Here is a 23,173-nt window from a genome sequence, read left to right as displayed (position 1 = left end):
GCGGGAAATCTGTTATTCCAAGGCGCCGCTATAAGAATACACCTCAAGAAAGAGTCGATTGGTGCTTATATCGGTATCGACATTTAGTGGAGAATGCTTTTGGAAGAATTAAGCACTATCGAGCAATATCAACAAGATATGACAAGCTAGCAAGAAATTACGCCAGTATGGTGTCACTGGCGTTTATGTTAATGTGGCTGCCGATGTATTGCTGAACAACATTTGTACAGCAAAGATCAACAGACCCTAATAAGATCATCACGATGTAGCCCCAGCATTTTCATTGCCGCACCAGAGAGAAAGGTAAATCTACGATCAGTAGGCGAGTGCCATAACAATTGGTATACGGTACAAGGAATAGACTCTGTAATATTGGTCAATTGCAGGCGCGAAGCCTCCAACTGCCCTATAGCAAGCTTACTCTCTGTGATGTCATCAATACTGCCGTCGAACCAAAGTGGAACGCCCTCTTCGGTATAACTTGCCTTACCTTTCTCATGCACCCAGCGCACACTGCCATCGCGATGGCGGATACGATATTCCACTTCAAAGGTTTCTTGCTGCGCGAGTGCCCTATCAATATGCAAATGACATGTAGGCCGATCCTCTTCTAAAATCAGCGAAGCAAAAGTACGTTGGCGATTTTCAATAAACTGACTCGCTGCATAACCCGTAATCTCAGCAATATTGTCACTGATATATTCCATGAACCATACATCCGCGATACGAGTCCGATAAACGGCGCCGGGAATATTAGTCACTAAGCCACGAAAACGCTGTTCGCTATCACGGATCTTCTGCTCAACGGCCAGTTTTTGCGTCATATCGCGTATTGAAGCCGCCACTTGCCTTTGTCCATCAAAGGCAGGGGGAAGAATACTCAGCGCTATTTCCGCAATAAATTCATTACCATCGGCTTTTAAAGCCCGAACATGACGGGCATTTGCCATGCCTCTATCGCGGCCTTCGCGCAGGAATGTTTGCTGCTCAAGTACATGCCCGTTTCCTAACTCTTGCGGCAATAACGCCTCAACCTGCAAACCCAGCATAGCGCCCGTTTTGTATCCAAAGAGCTGCTGACAGCGACTGTTAGTAAAGACGATTTTCCCAAGTTCGTCGACAATGAGCATGGCCTCTGGAGCGGCTTCTAGTACGGCATTTGACCAGACTGCCGCTGAAAACTGCTCAGTAACATCGGTAAATAACATCTCCACCGACATTAACTCACCCGTATCTGATAATAATGGCTGCATAAACACATCGAGCCTTCTTAAATGCCCTTTTTCATCCAGCATTTCCACTTGGTGCGAAGGCACATTTTGGCCCTTTAAGGCTAAATCGGTATATTCCCAGTTCTTCTCATTGAGGGGATTAGCCGAGAAGAGCCTTTGATATTTGCGCTTGAGCAAATCAGGGGAGATCCCCAGCACCTTAGTTACCCCCTCACTAACCTGGGCGAGTTGGCCATTAGGTTCGAGGGAACAATAGAAAGATTTATCACTCATACCATCAATTAGGCGCGCAAAGCGATTACCGCGGGAATCAAGAATGGCTTGTTCACGTTCTGCAAGTAATTCCGCCATTTGATTGAAGGTATTACTCAGCGTCACAATCTCACTTACGGCACCTTTAGGTACAATAAGCTGCTGAGTTTTACCCTGTCCAAAGGACAAGATACCCGACTCGAGTAGCTCTAACGGCCGAGTTAACCGTTTCGCCGCCAGATAACAAGTCAGCAATAATAAGAGGGTTAATAAGCTTAAATTGAGGATGATAGATGCCAGATCATCAAGCAGAGAGTTGAATAAATCTTGTTCTGGCGCTAATACAATCACACGCCACTTTAAATGCGGTACAGTCGCAATACTCGCAAGATAAACAACATCTTGGTTATCGACAAACCTTGCTTGACCATCAAGCCTTTTATCCTGTAGCGTCCAAAAATCGGCATTTTTATCTTTATTCTTATCGAGCCACTGGGCTGAAGTCGTTGCCAGTACTTTTTCTTTATCTATATGATAAATCAGCCGCCCTTGATCGTCTAAAACCACCAGACGATTTGGTGCAATCCCCAATTGTTTTGGCAATCCATCTAAAGCTAAATCAACCGTGGCGACCCCAAAATAATTGTCTACCTCACCAAAAGGAGCCGAATAGGTCAACATCAGAATATTTCCCGCCCCCTCATCAAAGTATGCCTTTGACCAATAACCGTTCGCTTGATTGATAGCCTTGCTCCACCAATCCCAAGTGCCATCGGTATAGTCGTAGCCTTCAGCGCCAATATCGAGATAATGGAGATCGTCGCTGCCACTGGTGTCGCGGTAAACATAGGGAGAAAAGAGCTTGCGATTAGGAAAGGTGTTCGGTTTAAATGCGACTGCGGAGCCAAAAAAATCAGGATTACGTTTGACTCGATTCATCAAGACACTTTTAACACTCTCAGTGTCATTCATGTCTTCTTTACTTGACAAAAAACCAATAAAATCAGCAAGACCTTGGGTTTTGGCCTGCGCATGCTCGAGCAGAAACTGCAGACGAGAAGCCGAATGACTCGCCTCTTGTGTCAGGCTATGGTAAAGCCGATTCTCTGAGGAGATATAACTAAACCAAGCGTTTACACCATAGACACTCGCCATAATTAAAATGAGAGGCAAGGCTATGTGGGATAAAATCCTACTGCGAAAAGTACGAAGTTTACTTTTTTCCATGGTGTCGCCCTAAAGCCCCCGATTTTATAAGCACTGCATTTAAAAATAGCACTTATAAAGTAAACGAAGAATTTAGTGGCGACAATGTCAAAGTTAAAATAATGTGAAGTAATTTATTGTTTTAACAATACTAATAAGCCGTCTCTAAGAAGCCGTCTCTAAGGTTTGATTAGGTAAGATACGAGCAAAATAACTTTGGGTTTCGGCGATAATGATATGCCTCAAGCCCACAATGGCGATCAAGTTAGGGATAGCCATCAAACCATTAACCGTATCGGCCAACAACCAAATCACATCCAGTTTGATAAAAGCACCACCGGCAATCAGCACCAAAAACACCACTTGATACATGCGTAGCCCGCGCTCACCGACTAAGTAATACCAACAGCGTTCACCATAATAATGCCAGCCCAAAATCGTGGTAAACGCAAAACACACTAGCGCAATCGTCACCAAATACTGACCCACAAGCGCTGAACCTCCCAGAGCAAAAGCAGCACTCGTCATCGCGGCACCCGCCGTCTCACCACTCCATACCCCAGTGATGATCAGCACTAACCCCGTCATAGTGCAAATGATGATGGTATCGAAGAAAGTACCCGTCATGCTGACGAGACCTTGCTCAACGGGTTCATTGGTCTTAGCGGCAGCGGCGGCAATGGGTGCACTACCAAGGCCAGATTCGTTCGAGAACACACCTCGGGCAATACCGATTTGAATCGCCTGTGCGACTGTTGCCCCTAAAAATCCTCCCGCTGCCGAGAGTGGCGTAAAGGCAGATTCAATCACTAAAGCTAAGGCGGGTAAAATCTGCTCAGAAAATCCGACTAAGATCCACACGCAGGCCAGCACATAACCAATCGACATCGCAGGCACAAGTTTTTGCGCCACATTTGAAATGCGCTTTACGCCACCCAAAGTGACTGCAGCAACTAACACAGTCAACACAGTTGCGGTCAACCAAGTCGGCACCTCAAAGGCAATAGTCAGTGCATCGCTGATGGCGTTAACCTGTGCAAAAGTACCGATACCGAAAAAGGCCACACCAACCCCAAAGAGAGCAAACAATTTCGCCATCCAAGGTAGACCAAGGCCGTGCTCGATATAATACATAGGGCCACCCGCAATCTGCCCACGAGCATCGGTGGTACGGTACTTTACCGCCAACATACATTCAGCATATTTAGTCGCCATGCCGAAAAATGCCGCCAACCACATCCAAAATAACGCCCCTGGCCCGCCCATTTTTATTGCCGTCGCCACGCCGACAATATTACCGGTACCGATAGTGGCGGACAGCGCAGTACAAAGCGCGGCAAAGGAAGATAAATCCCCATGACCTTTGGCGGGTTTAAACAACAATCCCATCGCCATCGGCAGACGAAATACTTGGATAAGCTTGAGACGCACAGTGAGGTAAACCCCTGTACCCACCAGCAAACAAAGGGTAATTGGGCCCCAGACGATGCCATTAATACTGGCAAGTAAAGCTTGAAAACTCATGATATTCCTCGAATATTAAACAACAAAATTAATAAACGGAGGAGGAAAAGAAATGGCTGTGACGCGCCGCAGTCGGACGCTATAGCGAACTATTTTGACCTAATCTCGGCCGAGAATCGCCTAAGCTGAACGCTAAAAGCGTAGCAAGCGAGAGCTCTACACGAGTGCTTTCAATAAGAGCAAAAGTGCTCCATCTCAAGCAAAAGAGTAAAAATAGCCCACGACGACAAACGACAGGGACTGTGCAGTCATCCTCTCCTCTGTCCTTTTGCCTGAGCGTTTCGCGTCGCAGGTTATACAATAACACCACGACACTTTCGCCTTCGGCGCCACCTGATTGCACAATGAGTGCAACTGGTAGTCTCTCCAGAGGCTCGTCCAGTAACAGTCCACGCCTATCGGCACCTGAAAGAGTGCTTTGTTTTTATAAGAATACTCGCTTCTGTAAAACCAAAGTTGCCTCGTCGGTGTGGGGTCAATTCCCCACTCTCCTGCTACCTTCATCCGAACGGATTGCTAGATTGAGATTTACTCCCAAGCTAACAGGACGCACAGAATGCAACAAACACGGCGTCAGCTCAAGCCGTTTGCTCACAGTTCGTCGAGGATTTAATTCAATTGACTATTTTTACGGCAAGTGACGATTTATGTTTTGTGATCCCGTTTATGATCCCATTACAGGAAAAATCAGTATCTATCTGAATAGAAAATGCTTTATCTTGAACACGGGATTGCAATGCTAAATTGCAGCCAAGATATGCTGCAGCCACAGTTGAAAACACTACTGACTACACCCGCCGCCAATGGATATAAAGGAGTTGCTCAATGGCCGACGTCGCTAAGCTTAACCAAGTCACCAAAGGCTTTCGCGATGGTGAGCAATATCATCAAGTACTGCAAGCGGTTAATCTACAGATCCACAGAGGTGAAACCGTGGCGCTTACAGGTCCCAGCGGCAGCGGCAAAAGCACCTTACTCAACCTGATCGCCGGCTTTGAAACGCCAGACTCGGGTGAAATCTTGCTAGAACAAGCGTCCACCTCAACTTGGCAAGACAAAGATTGGAGCCGTTTCAGACGTAATTCCTTAGGTGTCGTGTTTCAGCAATTTAACTTACTCACGCCACTCAACGTGAAAGACAATATCGCCTTCTCCTTAAGTTTAACCGCGCAGCCATGGTCGCCTTGGTGTGACTATCTGGTTGAAAAACTTGGGCTGATGCCACTACTTCATCGGCAAGTTGAAGCACTTTCAGGCGGTCAACAACAGCGTGTCGCCATCGCCCGCGCCTTAGCCCATAAACCGACCTTGCTACTGGCCGACGAACCTACGGGTAACTTAGATGATGTGTCAGGCAAACAAGTGATGGCACTACTGTGTGAACTGGCACGGGAAAGCCAAACTAGTATCTTGATGGTCACCCACAGCGAAGAATGCGCCGCCTTCATGCAAAAACGTTGGCATTTATCCCAAGGTGCAGTCGCTATCTATGAACAATAAACTGCTCACTAAGGCGACGCCCTCGGGGCTTAGGCTGACGTGGCTCAGCCTAAAGGTTTTTATCGCCCATTATCGCCATGCGCCCATACAAGCAGGTGCCATTCTGCTCGGTATCGCCTTAGCTGTGACTCTGCTCATTGGAGTCAAGGCAACCAACGACAATGCCGTGCGCAGCTATAGCGAGGCGACTGAGCTTTTGAGCCAACGCGCCGATGTGCTACTCACGCCGCCCCTTGGACAAAACACTTTAGATGAATCTGTCTATTTCGCCTTGAGACGAGCCGGATTAAGTCAGAGTCTCGCCGTCGTAAGTGGCAAAATCTCCAGTAAAAACGGTCAGTTCTGGCAACTGGAAGGCAGCGATTTGATCGCTGCATTAACACTACAAAAATCGAGAAGTAACGCCTCGACCGACACACAATCAGCCACCTCGCCACAGATGAATGACTTACCGCTTGCCGATCTCCTCAGCGGCGCAGCCACAGTAATCATGAGCCGCAGCCTAGCTGCCAAAGTGGCACCCGACGGTAAACTTGTTTTAGAAAATAGCACCTTAGATGTCATTGCAATTGATGACAGTTTTGGTCTCGGCAGCGCCATCTTGGCCGATATGTCCCTCGCCCAGCGATTACTAAACATGCAAGGCAGATTGAGCTATATCGCTATGTTCAGTGAGCGAGAAAACCTACCTAAACTAAAATCCCAACTCGACGCTTTAGGGATTACGCCCCAAAAGGCCAGCTTTAGCCAGCAAGATCAAGGTCAAGCGCTGATAGCGCTGACCCGCAGTTTTCACCTTAATCTTAATGCCATGAGCATGTTAGCCTTCGTTGTCGGCCTCTTTATCGCCTACAACGGTGTGCGCTACAGCCTAATGAAACGGCAAAAACTATTAGTGCAATTATTACAACAGGGAATCGAGCGCCGCGCCTTGATGACGGCGCTGATGTTCGAATTAATTTTGTTAGTTGTCATAGGTTCAAGTTTGGGCTTTATCAGTGGTTTGCAACTCAGCCACTGGCTGCAACCTATGGTCGCCATGACCTTAGAGCAAATGTATGGCGCCCACTTGCTCCCCGGTATTTGGCAATGGACTTGGCTTTTTGAGGCAATTGCCCTCACCTTAATTGCCGCGCTCGCCGCTTGCTTGCCATTGTATTTAGATCTTACGCGCCAAGCATTGGCGCAAGGGGCGAATCGTTATCAGCAAATGCAGGCACACCGCAAAACCCATAGCATTCAATTTGCCTTAGCCTGTGGCTTATTGACCTTAGCAGCGTTGCTGTTTCCCTTCAGCCAAAGCTATAACATCAGCTTAGTGTTGCTCGGTATCGTCGCTATCGCTATTCCCTTATTGTTGCCGCAATTATTGCATTGGGGCGTCAGTGCGTTAATGCCCTTGGCGCGTCCTGGATTATGGCAATATCTGCTCGCCGAAACCCGTGAGCTTATTGCACCGCTCTCCTTGGCTATGATGGCAATCTTGCTGGCGCTCAGTGCCAATGTGTCGATGAACACCCTCGTTGGAAGCTTCGAGCAAACCCTGCGAACTTGGCTAGAAACTCGCTTGCATGCCGATCTCTATATCCGCCCACCGAGCCAGCGTATCGACACGATTCAAACCCAATTGATGCACGATCCTAGAGTCAGCGGTATTTATCAGCAGTGGCAAATTGAAGCCCTGCTTTCACTGCCAGTTTCGACGGATAATCCGAGCGAGCAGACGATTCCGGTGAGTCTACTCAGTCGCGATGAATTTTCGACTCGGCACACCAGTGCGCTTAAGGAAAGCCTGCCCACATTGTGGCAATCCTACTTTAATGCACCCGTTGTATTGGTGAGCGAGCCTCTTGCCATCAAATACCAATTACAGCTTGGTGATACTGTGTCATTGGATGTGCTCGAGAAAACAGGTAGCAGCAAAGCCATTATTGGCGGCATTTATTATGACCACGGCAATACCCGAAACGAGGTCATTATCAGCCAGCCACTTTGGCAACGGGCCCAGTTACCTGTACTGCCGGTGAGTTTAGCGGCAAGTTTTCACGGTAAAGAGCAAGGCAGTAGGATAAGTGAAGCGCAGCTTGATCAACTACAAGTCCAACTGGCGACTGAGTTAGGTTTATCCCAAGCGCAAATCTACAGCCAAACTAAGATTAAAACCCAAGCTATCGCTATGTTTAAACGCACTTTTTCCATTACCTTAGTGCTGAATAGTTTGACGCTGATTGTCGCCGCGATTGGTCTCTTTAGTGCCTGCTTAATGTTGACTCAGGCAAGGCAAGCGCCACTGGCACGGCTGTATTCCCTCGGCGTCAGTCGTAATGCACTGCGCGGCATGGTGTTTATGCAAATGTTGATTGTGGTGCTGATCACTTGCCTGCTCGCTATGCCAACGGGCGCGCTACTAGGTTACCTGCTTATTAATAAGATCACCTTGCAAGCCTTTGGCTGGACGATAAAAATGATTTGGGATTGGCAAGCTTACGGCCATGCAATACTGATTGCCTTAACCACCTGCACCTTAGCCGTACTCTTACCGCTGTATTGGCAAACCCGCAAACCACTGGTCGCCAGTCTGCAACAGGAGACACTGTGATGAAGACACTCAGTATTGTATGGGCAGTGGTTGGGTTAATGCTTATCGGCGGCTGTGACAAAACGCCATCGACTCAAAGCACTCAATCTAAATCCATGGCCAATGTGGTAGGGAAAACCTCTACTAATCAAGATGATTTAGCTTTTACGCCTGTTGTTCCCGGCTATAGATTTGAATTTCCGCGAGATCACTTGGCGCACAATGGCTTTCGCCAGGAATGGTGGTATCTGACCGCGAATTTAACGACAGAAACAGGTGAGCAACTCGGCGCCCAGTGGACTCAGTTTAGAGTCGCCCTGAAACCCACAACTCTGCAAACAATCGCTCCACAAACAACAGTTCCGCAAGGAACAGATGTGATAGCTAAAAATGAATCCACATGGGAAACTCAGCAGCTTTACTTGTCCCACAGCGCATTAACCTCGAGTCAAACTCATCTGGCTCACGAAAAGTGGTCACGCCGTCATAGCGAGTTTGCCGAGGTGAAATTAGATCCTTATCAAATCAGCCTCGACAACTGGCATTGGCAGAGCGAAACCAATGCACTCTTTCCAGCCACCTTAACGGTTGAGAATCCTGATTTTAGCTACCAACTTAAGCTTAACAGCCAAGCACCACTGCAATTCCAAGGCGTTAACGGCTATAGCCTTAAAAGTCGCGATGGCCAGGTGGCCTCTTACTATTACAGCCAGCCCTTTATTGAAATCTCAGGTGAAATCAACCGTAATGGCAAAGTGGAGCGAGTCACAGGTCAAGGCTGGCTCGACAGGGAATGGAGCTCGCAATTTCTCACTAAAACGCAACAGGGCTGGGATTGGTTCGCGCTCAGATTAGACGATGGCTCGACGCTGATGTTGTTTCAGCTACGGGATCAGTCTCCAGCAGAGTCCGCAAAGAATGCGCCTCTCTCGGCATTTTATAGCGCCAGAAGAATGTTTGCAGATGGCACTGGGCGCAACATCAATTCCACTGACAATCCCAATGACATTCAGATGACGCCACTCCAATGGCAACACACAGTCAATGGCGACTATCCCGTCAGCTGGCGAGTTAAGATCCCCAGCGAGAATATCGATCTCACTATCACCCCGCTCAATCCGAATAGCGCCATGCCATTATCGACGCCCTACTGGGAAGGCCCAGTACAACTCTCAGGTAGCCATACTGGTACGGGTTATATGGAACTGACGGGCTATTGAGCCCAAACATAGTTCTTATAACCAGAAATGCTAAGTCAGCGCGAAGTAACATAACAAGACAGTTATTCAGAGAATGATCTTAAACTGCTGTTATATAAAGATATAACAACACGCCGTACGTGACCAAGCCCACAATAACACCCTATTTGCGATCGAGTTCAAGACTAATAATCAACCAATTGTTGCATTTTAAAGTCAACCCAAATACAGTATCATAAATTTAAATGACAACGTTGTCATAACGTACAAATAACAGTTTAACTCTCACGTTTATGAGTGACTGCAATGCGCATCAACCGACACAAATGGAGTTGTGAATGAGTTCTATCATCCGCATAGAGAAAGGTTTTACCTTAATTGAACTCATGATCGTCGTTGCAGTTATTGGCATTCTCGCCGCTATCGCTATCCCTTCTTTTTCCGAATACCTAAAGCAAGGTCGTCGTTTCGATGCCCAGCAATATTTGATGACGAGCGTGCAAGCATTAGAACGCAATTATTCCCGTCAAGGTAAGTATCCTGCTGCGCAAACCTTAACCAACAGTCCTTACTACACTTTTAGCTACACACCGGCGGACGACAAGTTAAGTTTCTCCCTCTCGGCAGTCCCAACCAGCCGCCAATCGGATAGCTGTGGCACCTTAAGCATTAATCAGAAAGGCGTGCGAACTCCTGCTGCCAATTGTTGGACAAATTAAATGTCGAACACGTGGAATCAAGGATTTACCTTAGTTGAGCTTATGGTTACCGTCGCGATTATCGGTATTTTAGGCAGCTTAGCCCTCCCTTCGTACCGCGATGTTATGGCACGTGAACAGCTAACAGCCGCTGCGAATGAATTGGTCTCTAGCTATAAATTTGCCCGCAGTGAAGCGATAAAACGCAGTACTTTAATTACTCTCACGGCAACAGAAGCAGGACTTTGGGTCATTAAAGATAGCGACGATAACGAATTGAAGATTTTTACGCCTCCGACGCATGGAATTGATGTAACAGGACTGACTAGCATCAGCATCAGTGCCACAGGCAACACAGCCAAAACCAGTATTTCATTGGCGAACAGTCAAGGTGAAAACATGAATTTATGCATTTTACCGAGCGGCCAAAGTCAACTTCAAAGTGAGGATTGTGCATGAAAGCCTTCAATCACATAGGTAAAAAGCACCTTGGCTTTACCATGACAGAAGTTTTAGTTTCACTCGTGGTATCAGTCACTTCATTGCTTGCACTGGCAAAAGCGCAGCTATCATCGCTACAACATGCCAGCAATAGCTTTCAATACACAGTTGCCACAGTGCAAGCGCAAAATGTCATTGAGCAGATTTGGCCAAGATTATGCGAAGTGCAAAAGCAACCCGCCCGCTTCGAAGATATCAATTTTAGAGCCAGTTTAAGCCAAGATTTCCCCGCAGGCTTTAACTTAGTATTACCCGCCACTTATCAAGACAACATGGCAATTACTGTGACTTGGCAAGATGGTCGAGTCGATACCGATAATAGCGTCAGTCTTAACGCCAGTTTCCCCCATCTGTGTAAGGCCTAACTGTGATTTCAGCTCATCACACTCAATGGAGACACATTAAACCCGCCTTAAGACAAACGGGGTTTAGCTTATCCGAACTGATGATTGCTATGGTATTAGGGCTAATCATCATGATCGCAGTGATCAATTTCTTTGCGCCACTTAAGACTACTGTTGAGGAAAGTAAACGTCTAGAAAATGCCGCTGACGCCTTAAGGTACGCCACGCTAACGCTCAGTAAAAGCATCAAACAGGCGGATAATGTCGCCCTTGTATCGGCTAACGAACTCGTCCTAAGCACGCGTGCCTCCGCAAACCAACCAAGTATTAGCTGTTTAGGCCAAAGTAAAACCGCTGATTACACCGAAACCTTTAGCTTTTTAGCACCTAACTTATCCTGCGACGATGGTGATGGCGCACAAACGCTTCTCACTGGGCTAGAAGCGGCTCACTTCTCTCAAACTGGAGAACTCGTCAGTATTAATTTGAAACCCTTAGCTTTACCGACCCAATATGATCAGGGTATTAGCTTACAGATCGCACTGCGTAAACCTCTTTGGCAACAAGCCATTAATTCACAACAAGTGCCATAGGCACGAGGAAGCACAGACATGCACACGGAACGTTCATTTGCTCACGCTTCGCCACTTCGCGGCAGTATTAATAAGCAAAAGGGTGCTGTGTTACTTATCGTCTTAGTCTTCAGTATATTAGCCAGTTTATTGGTCGTGACATCACTGCGAGATAACTTAGTACAAGAGCGGCTGAGCGGGAACTTCCAGAAGCAAGTCAATGCGCAACTCACCGCCGAACAAGGCATGTATGAAAGCTATAACACCCTCAAAGCAACTTTAATTAAAGCACCTCAAAGCACGGCGGTCTCCTTACATGACAGTCTGCCAAAGAGTGCCTCAGGCAGTATCGACAGCAGCGCCTATACATTGACAAAAACCGTGACCCCGAGCGCCGAACTCAGCGTCAACAGCACTGGGCAACACTTAGAAGGTCAGGCCAAACTCAATGCACTCTTCGCCCTAAAAGGCGCAAAGGGCAATAACATTTTTAACGATGCCATCGTTTCCTGCGAGAGCCTCAATCTGACTGGTAGTAGCACAATCGATGGTTATGACTCACGAAAAGGTGCCTACGGCGATAGCTTCAATAATGATCAAGGCAACAGCCAACTCAATAAGCACGGCAAAGGCAATGTGACGACGGTTGAACCGAATGCCGATGTAACCTTGTCGGGCAATTCGCCGATTTACGGCGATGTCAGTGCAACGGGAAATGTCACATTAACCGGCTCATCTTCCCTAATGGGCAATATTCAAAGCAATAAAGATGTCATCGTAGACACAGGTACGGTCGGTGGGAATATCGCTGCGGGTCATAATTTCGAGCTAAAAAACAGTGGCACTGTTGAAGGCTCAGTGCAAGCCAATAACAACGCATCAACGGCCCCTGGTGCCAAAGTGAATGGGACACTTCAATATGGTGGTGATGGCAACTTCCATCAAAATAGCAGCATTGGCCAAGCAGTGAAACAAGCGCCTAATGTCCCTCCCGTTCCCACTAAGTCCTGCGATCCCTTAGATATTGGCGCCGTGATGGGAGGGTTTAAAATGCCCAACAATGGCGCGAGAACAATAGCATCAACCCAAAATGTCACCATTTCGCCAACGGGCTCGACAGCGAGTTCAGGTAACAGTAATGCGTTTCCTGCCCTGTCCTCAAGCTCAGAAAACATCTTCGGTTCTGAAACCCCAGTATTTAACCTCGACAGTTTAGTCATGAGTAGCGATGGTGTATTAAACATCAGTGGTGGAGATGTAACGCTGATCATCAATGGTGATTTTAAAATGAGTGGCGCAAACCAACTTAATATCGCCCCAGGTTCAAGTTTAACGTTATTTGTGAATGGTGAAATTTCCTTTACGGCAGGCACCAATAACGGCAATAGCATTAAAAGCCAAACCTTAACCAGCAGCAATAAACCGCCGTTAGCGATTTATTCGGGTTCAAATAAAGATGTGACTGTCAGTGGAAGCGTACCGATTTACGCCGCGCTTTATGCGCCTAAATCCAAAGTCAATCTGCCCGGTGGTCCTGAAATCTTCGGCTCAGTAAGAGGTAAATCCATCACCGCCACGGGCAATGGCAAGATCCATTATGACAATGCCCTAGGCGAAGCCGATTTGGGCAGTGAAAATGCTATTCCGCCTGCGATAGTGCTTAAAGGTTGGCAATACTTATAATCCTGCTCCATTGGCCGTATCCCATATACGGCCAAGTACAAAGCCTCTCATCTACAATAATCTCAAAGCTTAAATATCAAACTGGGAGTTAGATCACTCGCAAAACTTTGATCCGGATCGACTATCGCTTGCAATACCTCTTGTGAGGTATACCCACATTTTTTATCAGGTCTAGACTCGCCAGTATCAGCACTCGGTTACCCTCCTTTTTAATCTTAAGTAACCGAGTTTACGCTACTACAGGTCATCCCATATGAGTCAGGAATACCACATCACCAGCCTTGTGGTGCATGCCACGCCTAAAGCCTTACAGCAGGTTGAAGCCAATATCCGCGCATTAGTGGGTACTGATATTCATGCAATTACACCCGAAGGAAAATTGGTCGTTACCCTAGAAGGGAGTAGCCAAAGAGCGATTCTTGACAATATTGAAGCCATCAATGCCCTGTCCGGCGTGTTATCTGCCAGCTTGATTTACCACCAAGTAGAACCCTTAGTACAAGAGAGTGAGGAAATATTATGAGCATAAGCCGCCGCGAGTTTCTCAAGGCCAACGCAGCGGTTGCCGCTGCGACGGCCGTTGGCGTCACACTTCCCATTAAGATGGTCGAAGCCGCCGAACAAGCTGACAGTATCAAGTGGGATAAAGCTCCCTGCCGTTTCTGCGGTGTGGGGTGTAGCGTATTAGTGGGCACCCAAGCGGGCAAAGTGGTCGCCACTAAGGGCGATCCTGAAAGTCCAGTCAACCGTGGCCTTAACTGTATTAAAGGTTATTTCCTATCAAAAATCATGTACGGCAAGGACAGATTAACCACGCCATTGCTGCGGATGAAAGACGGCAAATACCATAAAGAAGGTGAGTTCACCCCAGTCAGCTGGGATGTGGCCTTCGATACTATGGCCGCGAAATGGAAACACAGTCTCGCCACCAAAGGCCCGACGTCGGTAGGTATGTTTGGCTCTGGTCAATGGACTATTTGGGAAGGTTATGCCGCCTCTAAACTTAATAAAGCAGGCTTCCTTACCAACAATATAGATCCTAATGCGCGCCACTGCATGGCCTCAGCCGTAGGCGGCTTTATGCGCACCTTCGGTATCGATGAGCCCATGGGTTGTTATGACGATTTAGAAGCCGCCGATCAGTTTGTGCTCTGGGGCGCAAACATGGCTGAGATGCACCCAATTCTGTGGGCAAGAATATCCGATAGACGTTTAAGCAGTCCAACGTGCCGAGTGCATGTGCTGTCAACCTTTGAGAATCGCAGCTTCGATTTGGCCGATAACCCTATGGTGTTCCGCCCACAGTCGGACTTAGTGATCCTCAACTATATCGCCAATTACATTATTAAAAATAAAGCCGTTAATACCGACTTTGTTACCAAACACACTAAGTTTGCCCTTGGGGTAGATGATATCGGCTATGGCCTGCGTCCCGAACATCCGTTAGAGAAAAAAGCCAAAAATCCGGGCAATGGTAAATCCACGCCCATTAGCTTTGACGAGTATGCCAAGTTTGTCAGCACTTATACGCTGGAATATGCCGCTAAGATGAGTGGCGTCGAGCCAGAGAAGCTGGAGATTTTAGCCAAAGCCTATGCCGACCCTAAGGTGAAAATCATGAGCCTGTGGACCATGGGCATTAACCAACACGTTCGCGGCGTGTGGGCGAACAACATGCTTTACAACATCCATTTGCTCACGGGCAAAATTGCCACACCGGGTAACAGTCCTTTCTCATTAACAGGTCAACCTTCGGCTTGCGGTACTGCACGTGAAGTCGGTACTTTCGCCCACCGTTTACCCGCCGATATGGAAGTCACTAACGACAAGCACCGCGCCATTACCGAAAAGCTATGGCAAGTGCCTGAAGGGACCATTCCCGCCAAACCTGGCTACCATGCCGTACTCCAGAGCCGTATGCTCAAAGATGGCAAGCTCAACTGCTACTGGACCATGTGTACCAATAATATGCAGGCAGGCCCTAACATCAACGATGAGATTTACCCTGGCTTTCGTAACCCAGAAAACTTTATCGTGGTTTCAGATCCTTATCCAACCATCACAGCCATGGCGGCAGATTTAATTTTGCCAACAGCAATGTGGGTTGAAAAAGAAGGAGCTTACGGCAACGCCGAGCGCCGTACTCATATGTGGCATCAGCAAGTAAAAGCCCCAGAAGGCGCAACCTCAGATCTGTGGCAACTAGTCGAATTTTCGAAACGATTCAAAGTCTCCGAAGTCTGGCCAGCCGAACTGATAGCCAAACAACCGGAATACGCGGATAAAACCTTATATGAAGTGCTATTTGCCAATGGCGTGATCGACAAGTTCCCAACTTCCGATTGCAAAGCCGAATTAAACGATGAGAGCGAACACTTCGGTTTCTACCTGCAAAAAGGCATTTTCGAAGAATATGCAGCTTTCGGTCGTGGCCATGGCCATGATTTAGCCGACTTTGACCGTTACCACGAAACCCGCGGCCTACGCTGGCCAGTCGTTAATGGCAAAGAAACGCTGCGTCGTTTCGTTGAGGGGAGCGATCCTTATGTCAAAGCGGGTGAAGGCTTTAAATTCTATGGCAAGCCAGATGGCAAAGCGGTGATTTTCGCCCTGCCCTATGAGCCCGCCGCCGAAGAGCCGAATGAAGAATACGATTTATGGATGTCGACTGGCCGCGTGCTGGAGCATTGGCACACTGGCTCGATGACAGCCCGCGTACCAGAGCTTTACCGTGCCTACCCCGACGCGCAAATTTTCATGCATCCAGAAGATGCGAAAGCTCGCGGCGTACAACGTGGTGACGAAGTCATAGTGGCTTCACCGCGCGGTGAAGTGAAAACCCGAGTTGAAACCAAAGGCCGTAACAAACCGCCACGCGGCGTAGTATTTATGCCTTTCTTCGATGCGCGCCAGTTAGTCAACAAACTGATATTGGATGCAACCGATCCCCTGTCAAAAGAAACTGACTTTAAAAAATGCCCAGTGAAAGTCTTCAAGGCGGAGAATAACCAATGAGAAAAATACTCACCTTAACTGCGTTACTCGTCGCCATTACCGGCTGTTCAGGTCAGCAAACCGACACCAACGTAGCACCAGTTAATATTCAATCCCTCGCAGGAAACATGGCGATCACCGACATTCGCCCAGCCAATGCCATGGCGATTTATCCTAGTCGCGGCACCTCTATTGAGCGCAGTTTTAGCGAGCAACCACCGCTCATCCCACATAAGGACGATTACAAGATCACCTTAGATAAAAATGGCTGTTTAAGCTGCCATAGTTGGGACAAGGCAAAACGCATGAAAGCCACACCAGTAGCTAAATCCCACGTGATTGATGATAAAGGCACAGTTAACGGACATAACTATGCCTGTACTCAATGCCATGTCGCTCAGGCCGAAAACAAGCAACCACTCGTCGAGAATCAATTCTCCGTCCAGTAAACCACACTCCCCTGCAGAGCAAAGCCACCCGAGTTTATGAGGATGGCTTTTTTGCTATTTAAGCATCCAATCCTAATGAGTTAGCTTAGAGCCAGTAATGAGTATTCAAGTAAATATAAGACTAAACGTCTATCGCTGGTTCAGCGTCCGTTGCTGAACAGTACTTTCACCAAGGAAGGGATTGAGCAGAAGTTAAAAAGGCAAAGTGAGAATCGAGGGAAATAAAAATAAGAGCAGAATCTAAAACACAGAAAAGTAAAAACCCAGCCTAGGCTGGGTTTACTTGTTGTTTTGCTTTATGCAAATTACCCGCTGGAGCCGTTTTAGTTACTTGCGCCGCTTTAGCGTTTTGCACATCTTTTGCCACAGGCATAGCCGCCTGCCACAAAGCACCTACCCACAGACTTGAACTTGATTTCATCGGTATTCCCCTGTTTTGTTAACAAGGTCAAAGTAATACTTAGGCTATCATTAGTAAAATGAATAAATTCCATAATATGGATTCCATTTGAGCATGAACATCCCAATCAAGACCTTACAGTGTTTTCTGACCTTAGTGGAAACTGAAAACTTTACCCGCGCCGCGCAGAAATGTTTTATCACCCAGCCGACACTAAGCAAAATAATCCAGAGACTTGAAGAAAGCCTTGGTGAAACCTTGCTGATCCGGAATAACCAAAAGGTTGAGTTAACTCAAGCTGGTCAGCTCTTTGAGCACAGTGCACGGGAAATCCTCGGCCAATGGCATAGGCTGCAGGAGGACATGAGTAACCTTAGCGGTCTTAAATCGGGGCGGTTGCGACTGGGTGTATGTCCTATGATGAGCAGTCTTATTATTGGTTTGCTCACTAGCTATCGTAAGCGTTATCCGGGAGTTGAACTACACATGTATGAGTACGGTGGATTCGGCTGCGAACAAGCATTGCTCAATAACAGTCTCGATATCGCCTTTACCGCGCTCCCCACGACCCATGAGACAGAACTCGTCAACCAACCCCTAACTAAGTACCCTTTACTCGCATGCCTGCCTGAAGGACATCCCTTAGCCGAGAAAGACCACTTAAAATGGCAGGACTTCCAGCCCTATCCTTTTATCCTCTATAACGAAGACTTCTCCCTCGCTAAACTGATTAATCGCCTCAGTCGCAAAGCAGGTGTTCAACTCAATATTGCCTTTCGCAGCGGCCAGTGGGATTTCCTCGCCGCCATGGTCGAAGCCGATATGGGCGTCGCTATTTTACCTGAGCCTATCTGCAATCGATTAAGCACCAGCAAACTGGTCTTTAAACCTATGCAGCCCGCAATGACATGGGATCTGGCGCTTATTTGGCGCCAAAGTTTACCTTTAACACCGGCGGCCAAGGCCTTGCTTGAATTGAGTAAACAAAAAACTGAACGCTGAGAAGATAAAGCAAGAACTAATACCAATCACATTATTTTAAACAACGGGATACGAAACTTCGTCAGCCGTAGCGGGTGATTACAGTTGGATCTCTCCCATAAAAAAACCGCTGCGAGCCTAGAGGCCGACAGCGGTTTTTAAGGTAAGTTAAGAATTACTTCTTAGCTTCAGCAGCCTTACGTTCTTTAACTTGAGCAACAACTTTCTCAGCTACGCTAGCTGGACATTGGCTGTAGTGTGAGAACTCCATAGAGAACTGACCACGACCAGAAGTCATTGTACGTAAAGTACCGATATAACCGAACATTTCTGATAACGGTACGTCAGCTTTAACGCGAACACCTGTTACACCAGCAACTTGGTCTTTGATCATGCCGCGACGACGGTTTAAGTCACCGATCACGTCACCCACGTTGTCATCTGGGCTGAACACGTCAACTTTCATGATTGGCTCAAGAAGTTGTGGTTTAGCTTTAGCGATAGACTGACGGAAAGCGCCTTTAGCAGCGATTTCGAACGCGATTGCTGATGAGTCAACTGCGTGGAATGCACCGTCAGTTAATTCGAACTCAACGTCTAACACTGGGAAGCCAGCGATAGTACCTGTGTTCATCATGCTCGCGAAACCTTTCTCAACTGCTGGCCAGAATTCCTTCGGAACGCTACCACCAACAACTGAAGATTTGAACACGAAACCAGTGTTTGGCTCACCTGGGCGGATGATATATTCGATCTTACCGAATTGACCAGAACCACCTGATTGTTTCTTGTGAGTGTATTGATCTTCAACCATTTGAGTAATGGTTTCACGGTAAGCAACTTGTGGCTCACCTACGATCAATTCAACACCATAAGTACGCTTCAGAATGTCTACTTTGATATCTAAGTGAAGTTCGCCCATACCTTTAAGGATGGTTTCACCTGAATCTTCGTCAGTTTCTACGCGGAATGATGGATCTTCAGCGATCATCTTACCGATTGCGATACCCATTTTCTCAGAACCGCCTTTATCTTTTGGCGCTACTGCGATAGAGATAACTGGCTCTGGGAACACCATAGCTTCTAAGGTAACTGGGTGTTTCACGTCACATAAAGTGTGACCAGTTTGAACGTTCTTCATACCCACGATAGCGATAATGTCGCCAGCTTGAGCAGATTCAATTTCAATACGGTCATCAGCTAGCATTTCACACATACGGCCGATACGTTCAGTCTTGCCAGTCGCGCTGTTCAGGATGGTATCACCCTTCTTCAGACGGCCTGAGTAGATACGTACGAAAGTCAGGGCACCGAAACGGTCATCCATGATTTTGAACGCTAACGCTTTTAATGGCTCATCAGCAGAAACGATAGCGAATTCGCCAGTTTCGTTGCCTTCTTCGTCAGTTAATGGCTGTGGTTCAACTTCGTCTGGTGCTGGTAAATAATCAACAACAGCATCAAGAACCAGTTGCATACCTTTGTTCTTGAACGCAGAACCACAGTATGTTGGGAAGAAAGCCATAGTACGAGTACCTTTGCGGATACAACGCTTGATATCTTCGATAGATGGCTCTTCGCCTTCCATGTACGCTTCCATCACAGCATCGTCTTGCTCAACGGCAGTTTCGATCAGCATTTCACGGTATTCTTCAACCATGTCAACCATGTCAGCAGGTACATCTTGGATATTAAAGTTTTCTGGTAAACCAGACTCATCCCACACGTATGCTTTACGAGATAACAGATCAACAACACCAGTGAATTCGTCTTCAACACCGATTGGCAGAACCATAACCAGTGGAGTAGCAGCTAATACGTCTTTAGTTTGCTTAACTACGCGTAAGAAGTCAGCACCCATACGGTCTAACTTGTTTACGAAGATAATACGCGCAACTTCAGATTCGTTCGCATAGCGCCAGTTAGTTTCTGATTGAGGCTCAACACCGCCTGAACCACAGAATACACCGATACCGCCATCAAGCACTTTCAGAGAACGATAAACTTCAACGGTGAAGTCAACGTGTCCTGGAGTGTCGATAACGTTGAAACGGTGATCTCTCCAGAAGCAACTTACAGCAGCAGACTGAATAGTAATACCGCGCTCAGCTTCCTGTACCATGAAGTCAGTGGTAGATTCGCCATCGTGAGTCTCACCGGCTTTATGGATTCTTCCTGTTAACTTAAGGATACGCTCGGTGGTCGTGGTTTTACCCGCGTCAACGTGAGCGAAGATACCAATGTTTCTGTATTTGGATAATTCGGTCATGATTCAACTTTAATGAGTAGTTTAAGAAGTAGACGGAGTATGCGACAAATACCGACACACCGCACATCAGATTATTTTAGGCGCATATTGTAAATTGGAACCCAGCTACACGCAAATGGATAGCGCACTTTTTCACGATAAAGTCGCGTAATAATTTAAGGGAATCGCCATAAATACGAACTAAAACAGATAAGTAAAACACTTTAGCTTGTTTTTCACTCAATCAATAAAAAACCTTAAATAAACCTCATTTTAATGGGATAAAGCGATTTTCAAGGGATTTCTATCATATCGTCAGTACAAACATCATACATTAACCTGCAAGCATGGATGCTAGAACAATCATGTTATACCTATCTCCAAAATAGAGATGACATCCGCGACTCACTTCAATCGCAGTCTTTTAGCCAAATAACCACAAATCAGTCTTGAGTAAACCCTTACGTGTCGATGCACATTTGATTACGCCCTTGTGCTTTAGCACGATAAAGGGCTCGATCTGCACGCTCAAAACACAATTGTATAGGTTCGTTTTCTGCGAGCTTAGCGACACCAAAACTACAAGTTAAGTGAACATTGTCAGTAAATTGATAATTGTTAATCCTCTGCGCAATCCGCACACACAAGCTTTCAACTAATGGCAATGATGACTGTTGGCAGAGGATAACAAATTCTTCGCCACCCCAACGTGCAACCACATCAGAATCACGCACACAGTGCTGTAATACCTGTGACACTTGCTCAAGAATGCGATCGCCGACGTTATGCCCTAGCGTGTCATTAATCTCTTTAAAGTAGTCGATATCAATCATTACAAGGCACATGCCTGCCCCAGCAGATTTGTCATGCTGCTCGTTATTAATAAAAAAGCGATTAAAGTAATGTCGGTTATACAATTTAGTTAAGGGATCGTGGGTAGATAAAAATTCGAGTTCGGCATTTGACGCTTCAAGCTGTTCGCGTAAAGTTTCCAACTGCTTATTCTTATCGGTTAATCTTCGATTATATTGACTCATAAAGTAAGTTCTCGCCCCCAACATTAGGAGCAACAGACACGTCGCGCAGATAATTTGATACACAAGCGAATAGTTAGTCTCATCTATCACAGTCACATTATTCCACTTCTGATAAATCGTGATCCGCTCTTGCTCACTCACAGTGTTTAAGGCTTTATTTATCACAGGTAGCAAGGACTCTTGACCATAAGCGACCCCCATCCGTAACTCATCTTCCGGCCCGCCCCAACCCGCAATTTTTAAATGTTCAAATCCCATTTGTTGAATGTAAGCGTTAACCGAAAACATTGATCCAACAAACAGATCTGCACGTTTATCCAGAACCGACTGCAATCCCGCAGGTTCACTGCCAACAGTAAGCATCTCTATCTGAGGATAATAATGCTGAATATACTCGGCTAAACGATAACCTTTGGGCACGGCTAAAATACGTGTATTGATATTCTCCAATCCTTGCAGAAAAGGCTGTTCTTTAAGTGAAACGAGCACATTGGGTGAGCGGAAATAGACATCACTGAAGTGCAGATAAGTCTCGCGTATTAGCGTTTTATTCAACATAGGGGTTAAATCGCACTGACCACTTTGCAAAAAAGATAAAGTTTCGGTCCAAGAAGATGTCAGCACTAGCTGAAACTTAAGGGAAGAATGTGACTCAACATGACGAATATAGTCCGATGAAATCCCCAGATGCTTACCTTCTCGTATTCCTTCATAGGGCAACCAATCAGGATCAACGCAATAACGGACTATCACAGCAGACTTGGCGCTAACATCTTGATCCGCAAATTTAGCACTAGACACCATGAAACGATCAGCATTCACCAGTAATGGCATACACAGCAATAGCGACAATAACCTCAATAAGCCACGCAATTCCATTGAAATTTCAACCTAAAAGCTGATGCTAGATGGGGAATGTAAAAAAGTGTATACGTGAAAACCACACAATACCAATTCCCATCATTGCTTATACGAAACGCTCGTTTGTCCATTGTGTCTTAACGCCTTCGTACATCAGCAAAACTTATCTTCATAAGGTGATCAGTTGATGGGAAAGAACGTTGCTAAGTTCACTCAGTCCTAAGTTCACTCAGTCTGAGTTTGGTATCACATTTAAAAAGCCAATATTTATCGCTTGCTTCATCAGGGCTATCCTAAATAACCCCCCTTACTCGCCATCCAAAGCCATCATAACGCCTTTTGCAAACTACGATTATTGCAGCTGCACCTCGCCTTAACTTCTGCAGCTACGTTCTTTGGCCGCTATACCGCGATCATGATGGACTGTGCGGGGACATCAAACAAAGATGGCAGAAGATTTTATAATCTGAGATAAAGCTGCCACCTTATTCTCCGGAACTGAATCTGATAGAACAGTTGTAGCGGATATGAATAGAATTGATATAAAGCCAAATGGTGCAAATTATTCGTATCGTGGAAGGTAAAAAAGGGATTATCGAGAGAAAAATAGGAGGAAAACTGACTAATTAAATAGACACTAGGCTGGATTTAACAAATTGCGGACGCAAAAAAGCCAGCTTATTCAGCTGGCTTCGTTACATCTCAATGAGATAATTAGGCGCTTGGCGATGACCTACTCTCACATGGGGGTGAAATCATCGCGCTATAAATACGGAGTATTTAGCCATGATTGAACGCGAAGAAGCTTGTCTTCGTAGCTGGGGAGTCCGCTTAGCGGCGGGTTGACATCGAGATAAGTTTTCGCGGAGCGTATAAACACCAAAGCCCTAGCGGTTTAGGCTAGGGCTTTGGTG

At 46.6% G+C, this 23,173-nt stretch carries 17 protein-coding genes, 1 pseudogene and 1 riboswitch; of the genes and pseudogenes, 13 read left to right on the top strand and 5 right to left on the bottom strand.

All coding sequences use genetic code 11. From position 1 onward, the window contains the following. A partial coding sequence (locus L5M29_RS22640; RefSeq protein WP_248943622.1) for a transposase occupies window positions 1-215 on the top strand: 215 nt, incomplete at its 5' end. Window positions 216-248: 33 nt separating this feature from the next. Here the strand turns inward: L5M29_RS22640 and L5M29_RS22635 are convergent. Together L5M29_RS22635 and L5M29_RS22630 are read right to left on the bottom strand one after the other, a co-directional pair. Beyond that, window positions 249-2,711, bottom strand: a pseudogene (locus L5M29_RS22635) (PAS domain S-box protein); the annotation flags it as partial. 144 nt (window positions 2,712-2,855) lie between these two features. Next, window positions 2,856-4,214 (bottom strand): alanine/glycine:cation symporter family protein, encoded by a 1,359-nt coding sequence (locus L5M29_RS22630; RefSeq protein WP_263170192.1) that lies wholly within the window; start codon window positions 4,212-4,214, stop codon window positions 2,856-2,858. A gap of 250 nt (window positions 4,215-4,464) precedes the next feature. Further along, window positions 4,465-4,594, bottom strand: a riboswitch (glycine riboswitch). 445 nt (window positions 4,595-5,039) lie between these two features. Between L5M29_RS22630 and L5M29_RS22625 the strand changes: the two genes are divergently transcribed. The 11 genes from L5M29_RS22625 (at window position 5,040) to L5M29_RS22575 (ending at window position 16,732) form a co-directional block, all read left to right on the top strand. Continuing rightward, window positions 5,040-5,714, top strand: coding sequence for an ABC transporter ATP-binding protein (locus L5M29_RS22625; RefSeq protein ID WP_173246740.1), 675 nt, complete (start codon window positions 5,040-5,042; stop codon window positions 5,712-5,714). Beyond that, entirely contained in the window at window positions 5,704-8,313 is a 2,610-nt protein-coding gene (locus L5M29_RS22620) for an ABC transporter permease (protein WP_263170189.1), read from the top strand. The genes L5M29_RS22625 and L5M29_RS22620 overlap by 11 nt, the downstream gene beginning before the upstream one ends. Then, on the top strand, window positions 8,313-9,512 hold the full coding sequence (locus L5M29_RS22615; protein ID WP_263170188.1) for a lipocalin-like domain-containing protein: 1,200 nt from the start codon (window positions 8,313-8,315) through the stop codon (window positions 9,510-9,512). The genes L5M29_RS22620 and L5M29_RS22615 overlap by 1 nt, the downstream gene beginning before the upstream one ends. 317 nt (window positions 9,513-9,829) lie before the next feature. Then, window positions 9,830-10,210 carry a type IV pilin protein gene (locus L5M29_RS22610; protein WP_300481275.1) on the top strand — a complete coding sequence of 127 codons (381 nt, stop codon included), beginning with the start codon at window positions 9,830-9,832 and terminating at the stop codon, window positions 10,208-10,210. Then, the gene (locus tag L5M29_RS22605) at window positions 10,211-10,648 is read left to right on the top strand and encodes a GspH/FimT family pseudopilin (protein ID WP_263170186.1); all 438 of its coding nucleotides are present in this window, start codon (window positions 10,211-10,213) and stop codon (window positions 10,646-10,648) included. Continuing rightward, a complete protein-coding gene (locus L5M29_RS22600; RefSeq protein ID WP_263170184.1) occupies window positions 10,645-11,055 on the top strand; it encodes a prepilin-type cleavage/methylation domain-containing protein in 411 nt (136 codons plus the stop codon). The genes L5M29_RS22605 and L5M29_RS22600 overlap by 4 nt, the downstream gene beginning before the upstream one ends. A 2-nt stretch (window positions 11,056-11,057) precedes the next feature. Further along, the gene (locus L5M29_RS22595) at window positions 11,058-11,627 is read left to right on the top strand and encodes a PilW family protein (protein ID WP_126491207.1); all 570 of its coding nucleotides are present in this window, start codon (window positions 11,058-11,060) and stop codon (window positions 11,625-11,627) included. A gap of 18 nt (window positions 11,628-11,645) precedes the next feature. Then, window positions 11,646-13,289, top strand: a complete 1,644-nt coding sequence (locus tag L5M29_RS22590) for a polymer-forming cytoskeletal protein (RefSeq protein WP_263170181.1) — start codon at window positions 11,646-11,648, stop codon at window positions 13,287-13,289. A 253-nt stretch (window positions 13,290-13,542) separates the two neighbouring features. Continuing rightward, on the top strand, window positions 13,543-13,812 hold the full coding sequence (locus L5M29_RS22585) for a chaperone NapD (RefSeq protein WP_263170179.1): 270 nt from the start codon (window positions 13,543-13,545) through the stop codon (window positions 13,810-13,812). Beyond that, window positions 13,809-16,304, top strand: a complete 2,496-nt coding sequence (gene napA, locus L5M29_RS22580; protein ID WP_263170178.1) for a nitrate reductase catalytic subunit NapA — start codon at window positions 13,809-13,811, stop codon at window positions 16,302-16,304. The genes L5M29_RS22585 and napA overlap by 4 nt, the downstream gene beginning before the upstream one ends. Continuing rightward, entirely contained in the window at window positions 16,301-16,732 is a 432-nt protein-coding gene (locus L5M29_RS22575; protein ID WP_263170176.1) for a nitrate reductase cytochrome c-type subunit, read from the top strand. Before napA ends, L5M29_RS22575 begins: the two co-directional genes overlap by 4 nt. 268 nt (window positions 16,733-17,000) lie before the next feature. Here L5M29_RS22575 and L5M29_RS22570 read toward each other — a convergent pair whose 3' ends face one another. Further along, window positions 17,001-17,153 (bottom strand): hypothetical protein, encoded by a 153-nt coding sequence (locus tag L5M29_RS22570; protein WP_263143059.1) that lies wholly within the window; start codon window positions 17,151-17,153, stop codon window positions 17,001-17,003. Window positions 17,154-17,246: 93 nt separating this feature from the next. On the opposite strand from L5M29_RS22570, the gene L5M29_RS22565 reads away from it, so the two are divergent. Beyond that, window positions 17,247-18,134 (top strand): LysR family transcriptional regulator, encoded by an 888-nt coding sequence (locus L5M29_RS22565; RefSeq protein ID WP_105251505.1) that lies wholly within the window; start codon window positions 17,247-17,249, stop codon window positions 18,132-18,134. 154 nt (window positions 18,135-18,288) lie between these two features. Here the strand turns inward: L5M29_RS22565 and fusA are convergent, their stop codons facing one another. Further along, window positions 18,289-20,382, bottom strand: a complete 2,094-nt coding sequence (gene fusA / locus L5M29_RS22560; protein ID WP_107402610.1) for an elongation factor G — start codon at window positions 20,380-20,382, stop codon at window positions 18,289-18,291. A 440-nt stretch (window positions 20,383-20,822) separates the two neighbouring features. Next, entirely contained in the window at window positions 20,823-22,277 is a 1,455-nt protein-coding gene (locus L5M29_RS22555) for a diguanylate cyclase (protein WP_263170175.1), read from the bottom strand. Window positions 22,278-23,173 lie beyond the last annotated feature (896 nt).

Origin of the sequence: Shewanella sp. SM95, from assembly GCF_025653595.1 — a bacterium.
In the GTDB taxonomy this organism is placed as follows: Bacteria; Pseudomonadota; Gammaproteobacteria; order Enterobacterales; family Shewanellaceae; genus Shewanella; species Shewanella oncorhynchi.
Note: the sequence above shows the minus strand (reverse complement) of the source record. Positions and strands in the feature narration are given on the sequence as shown.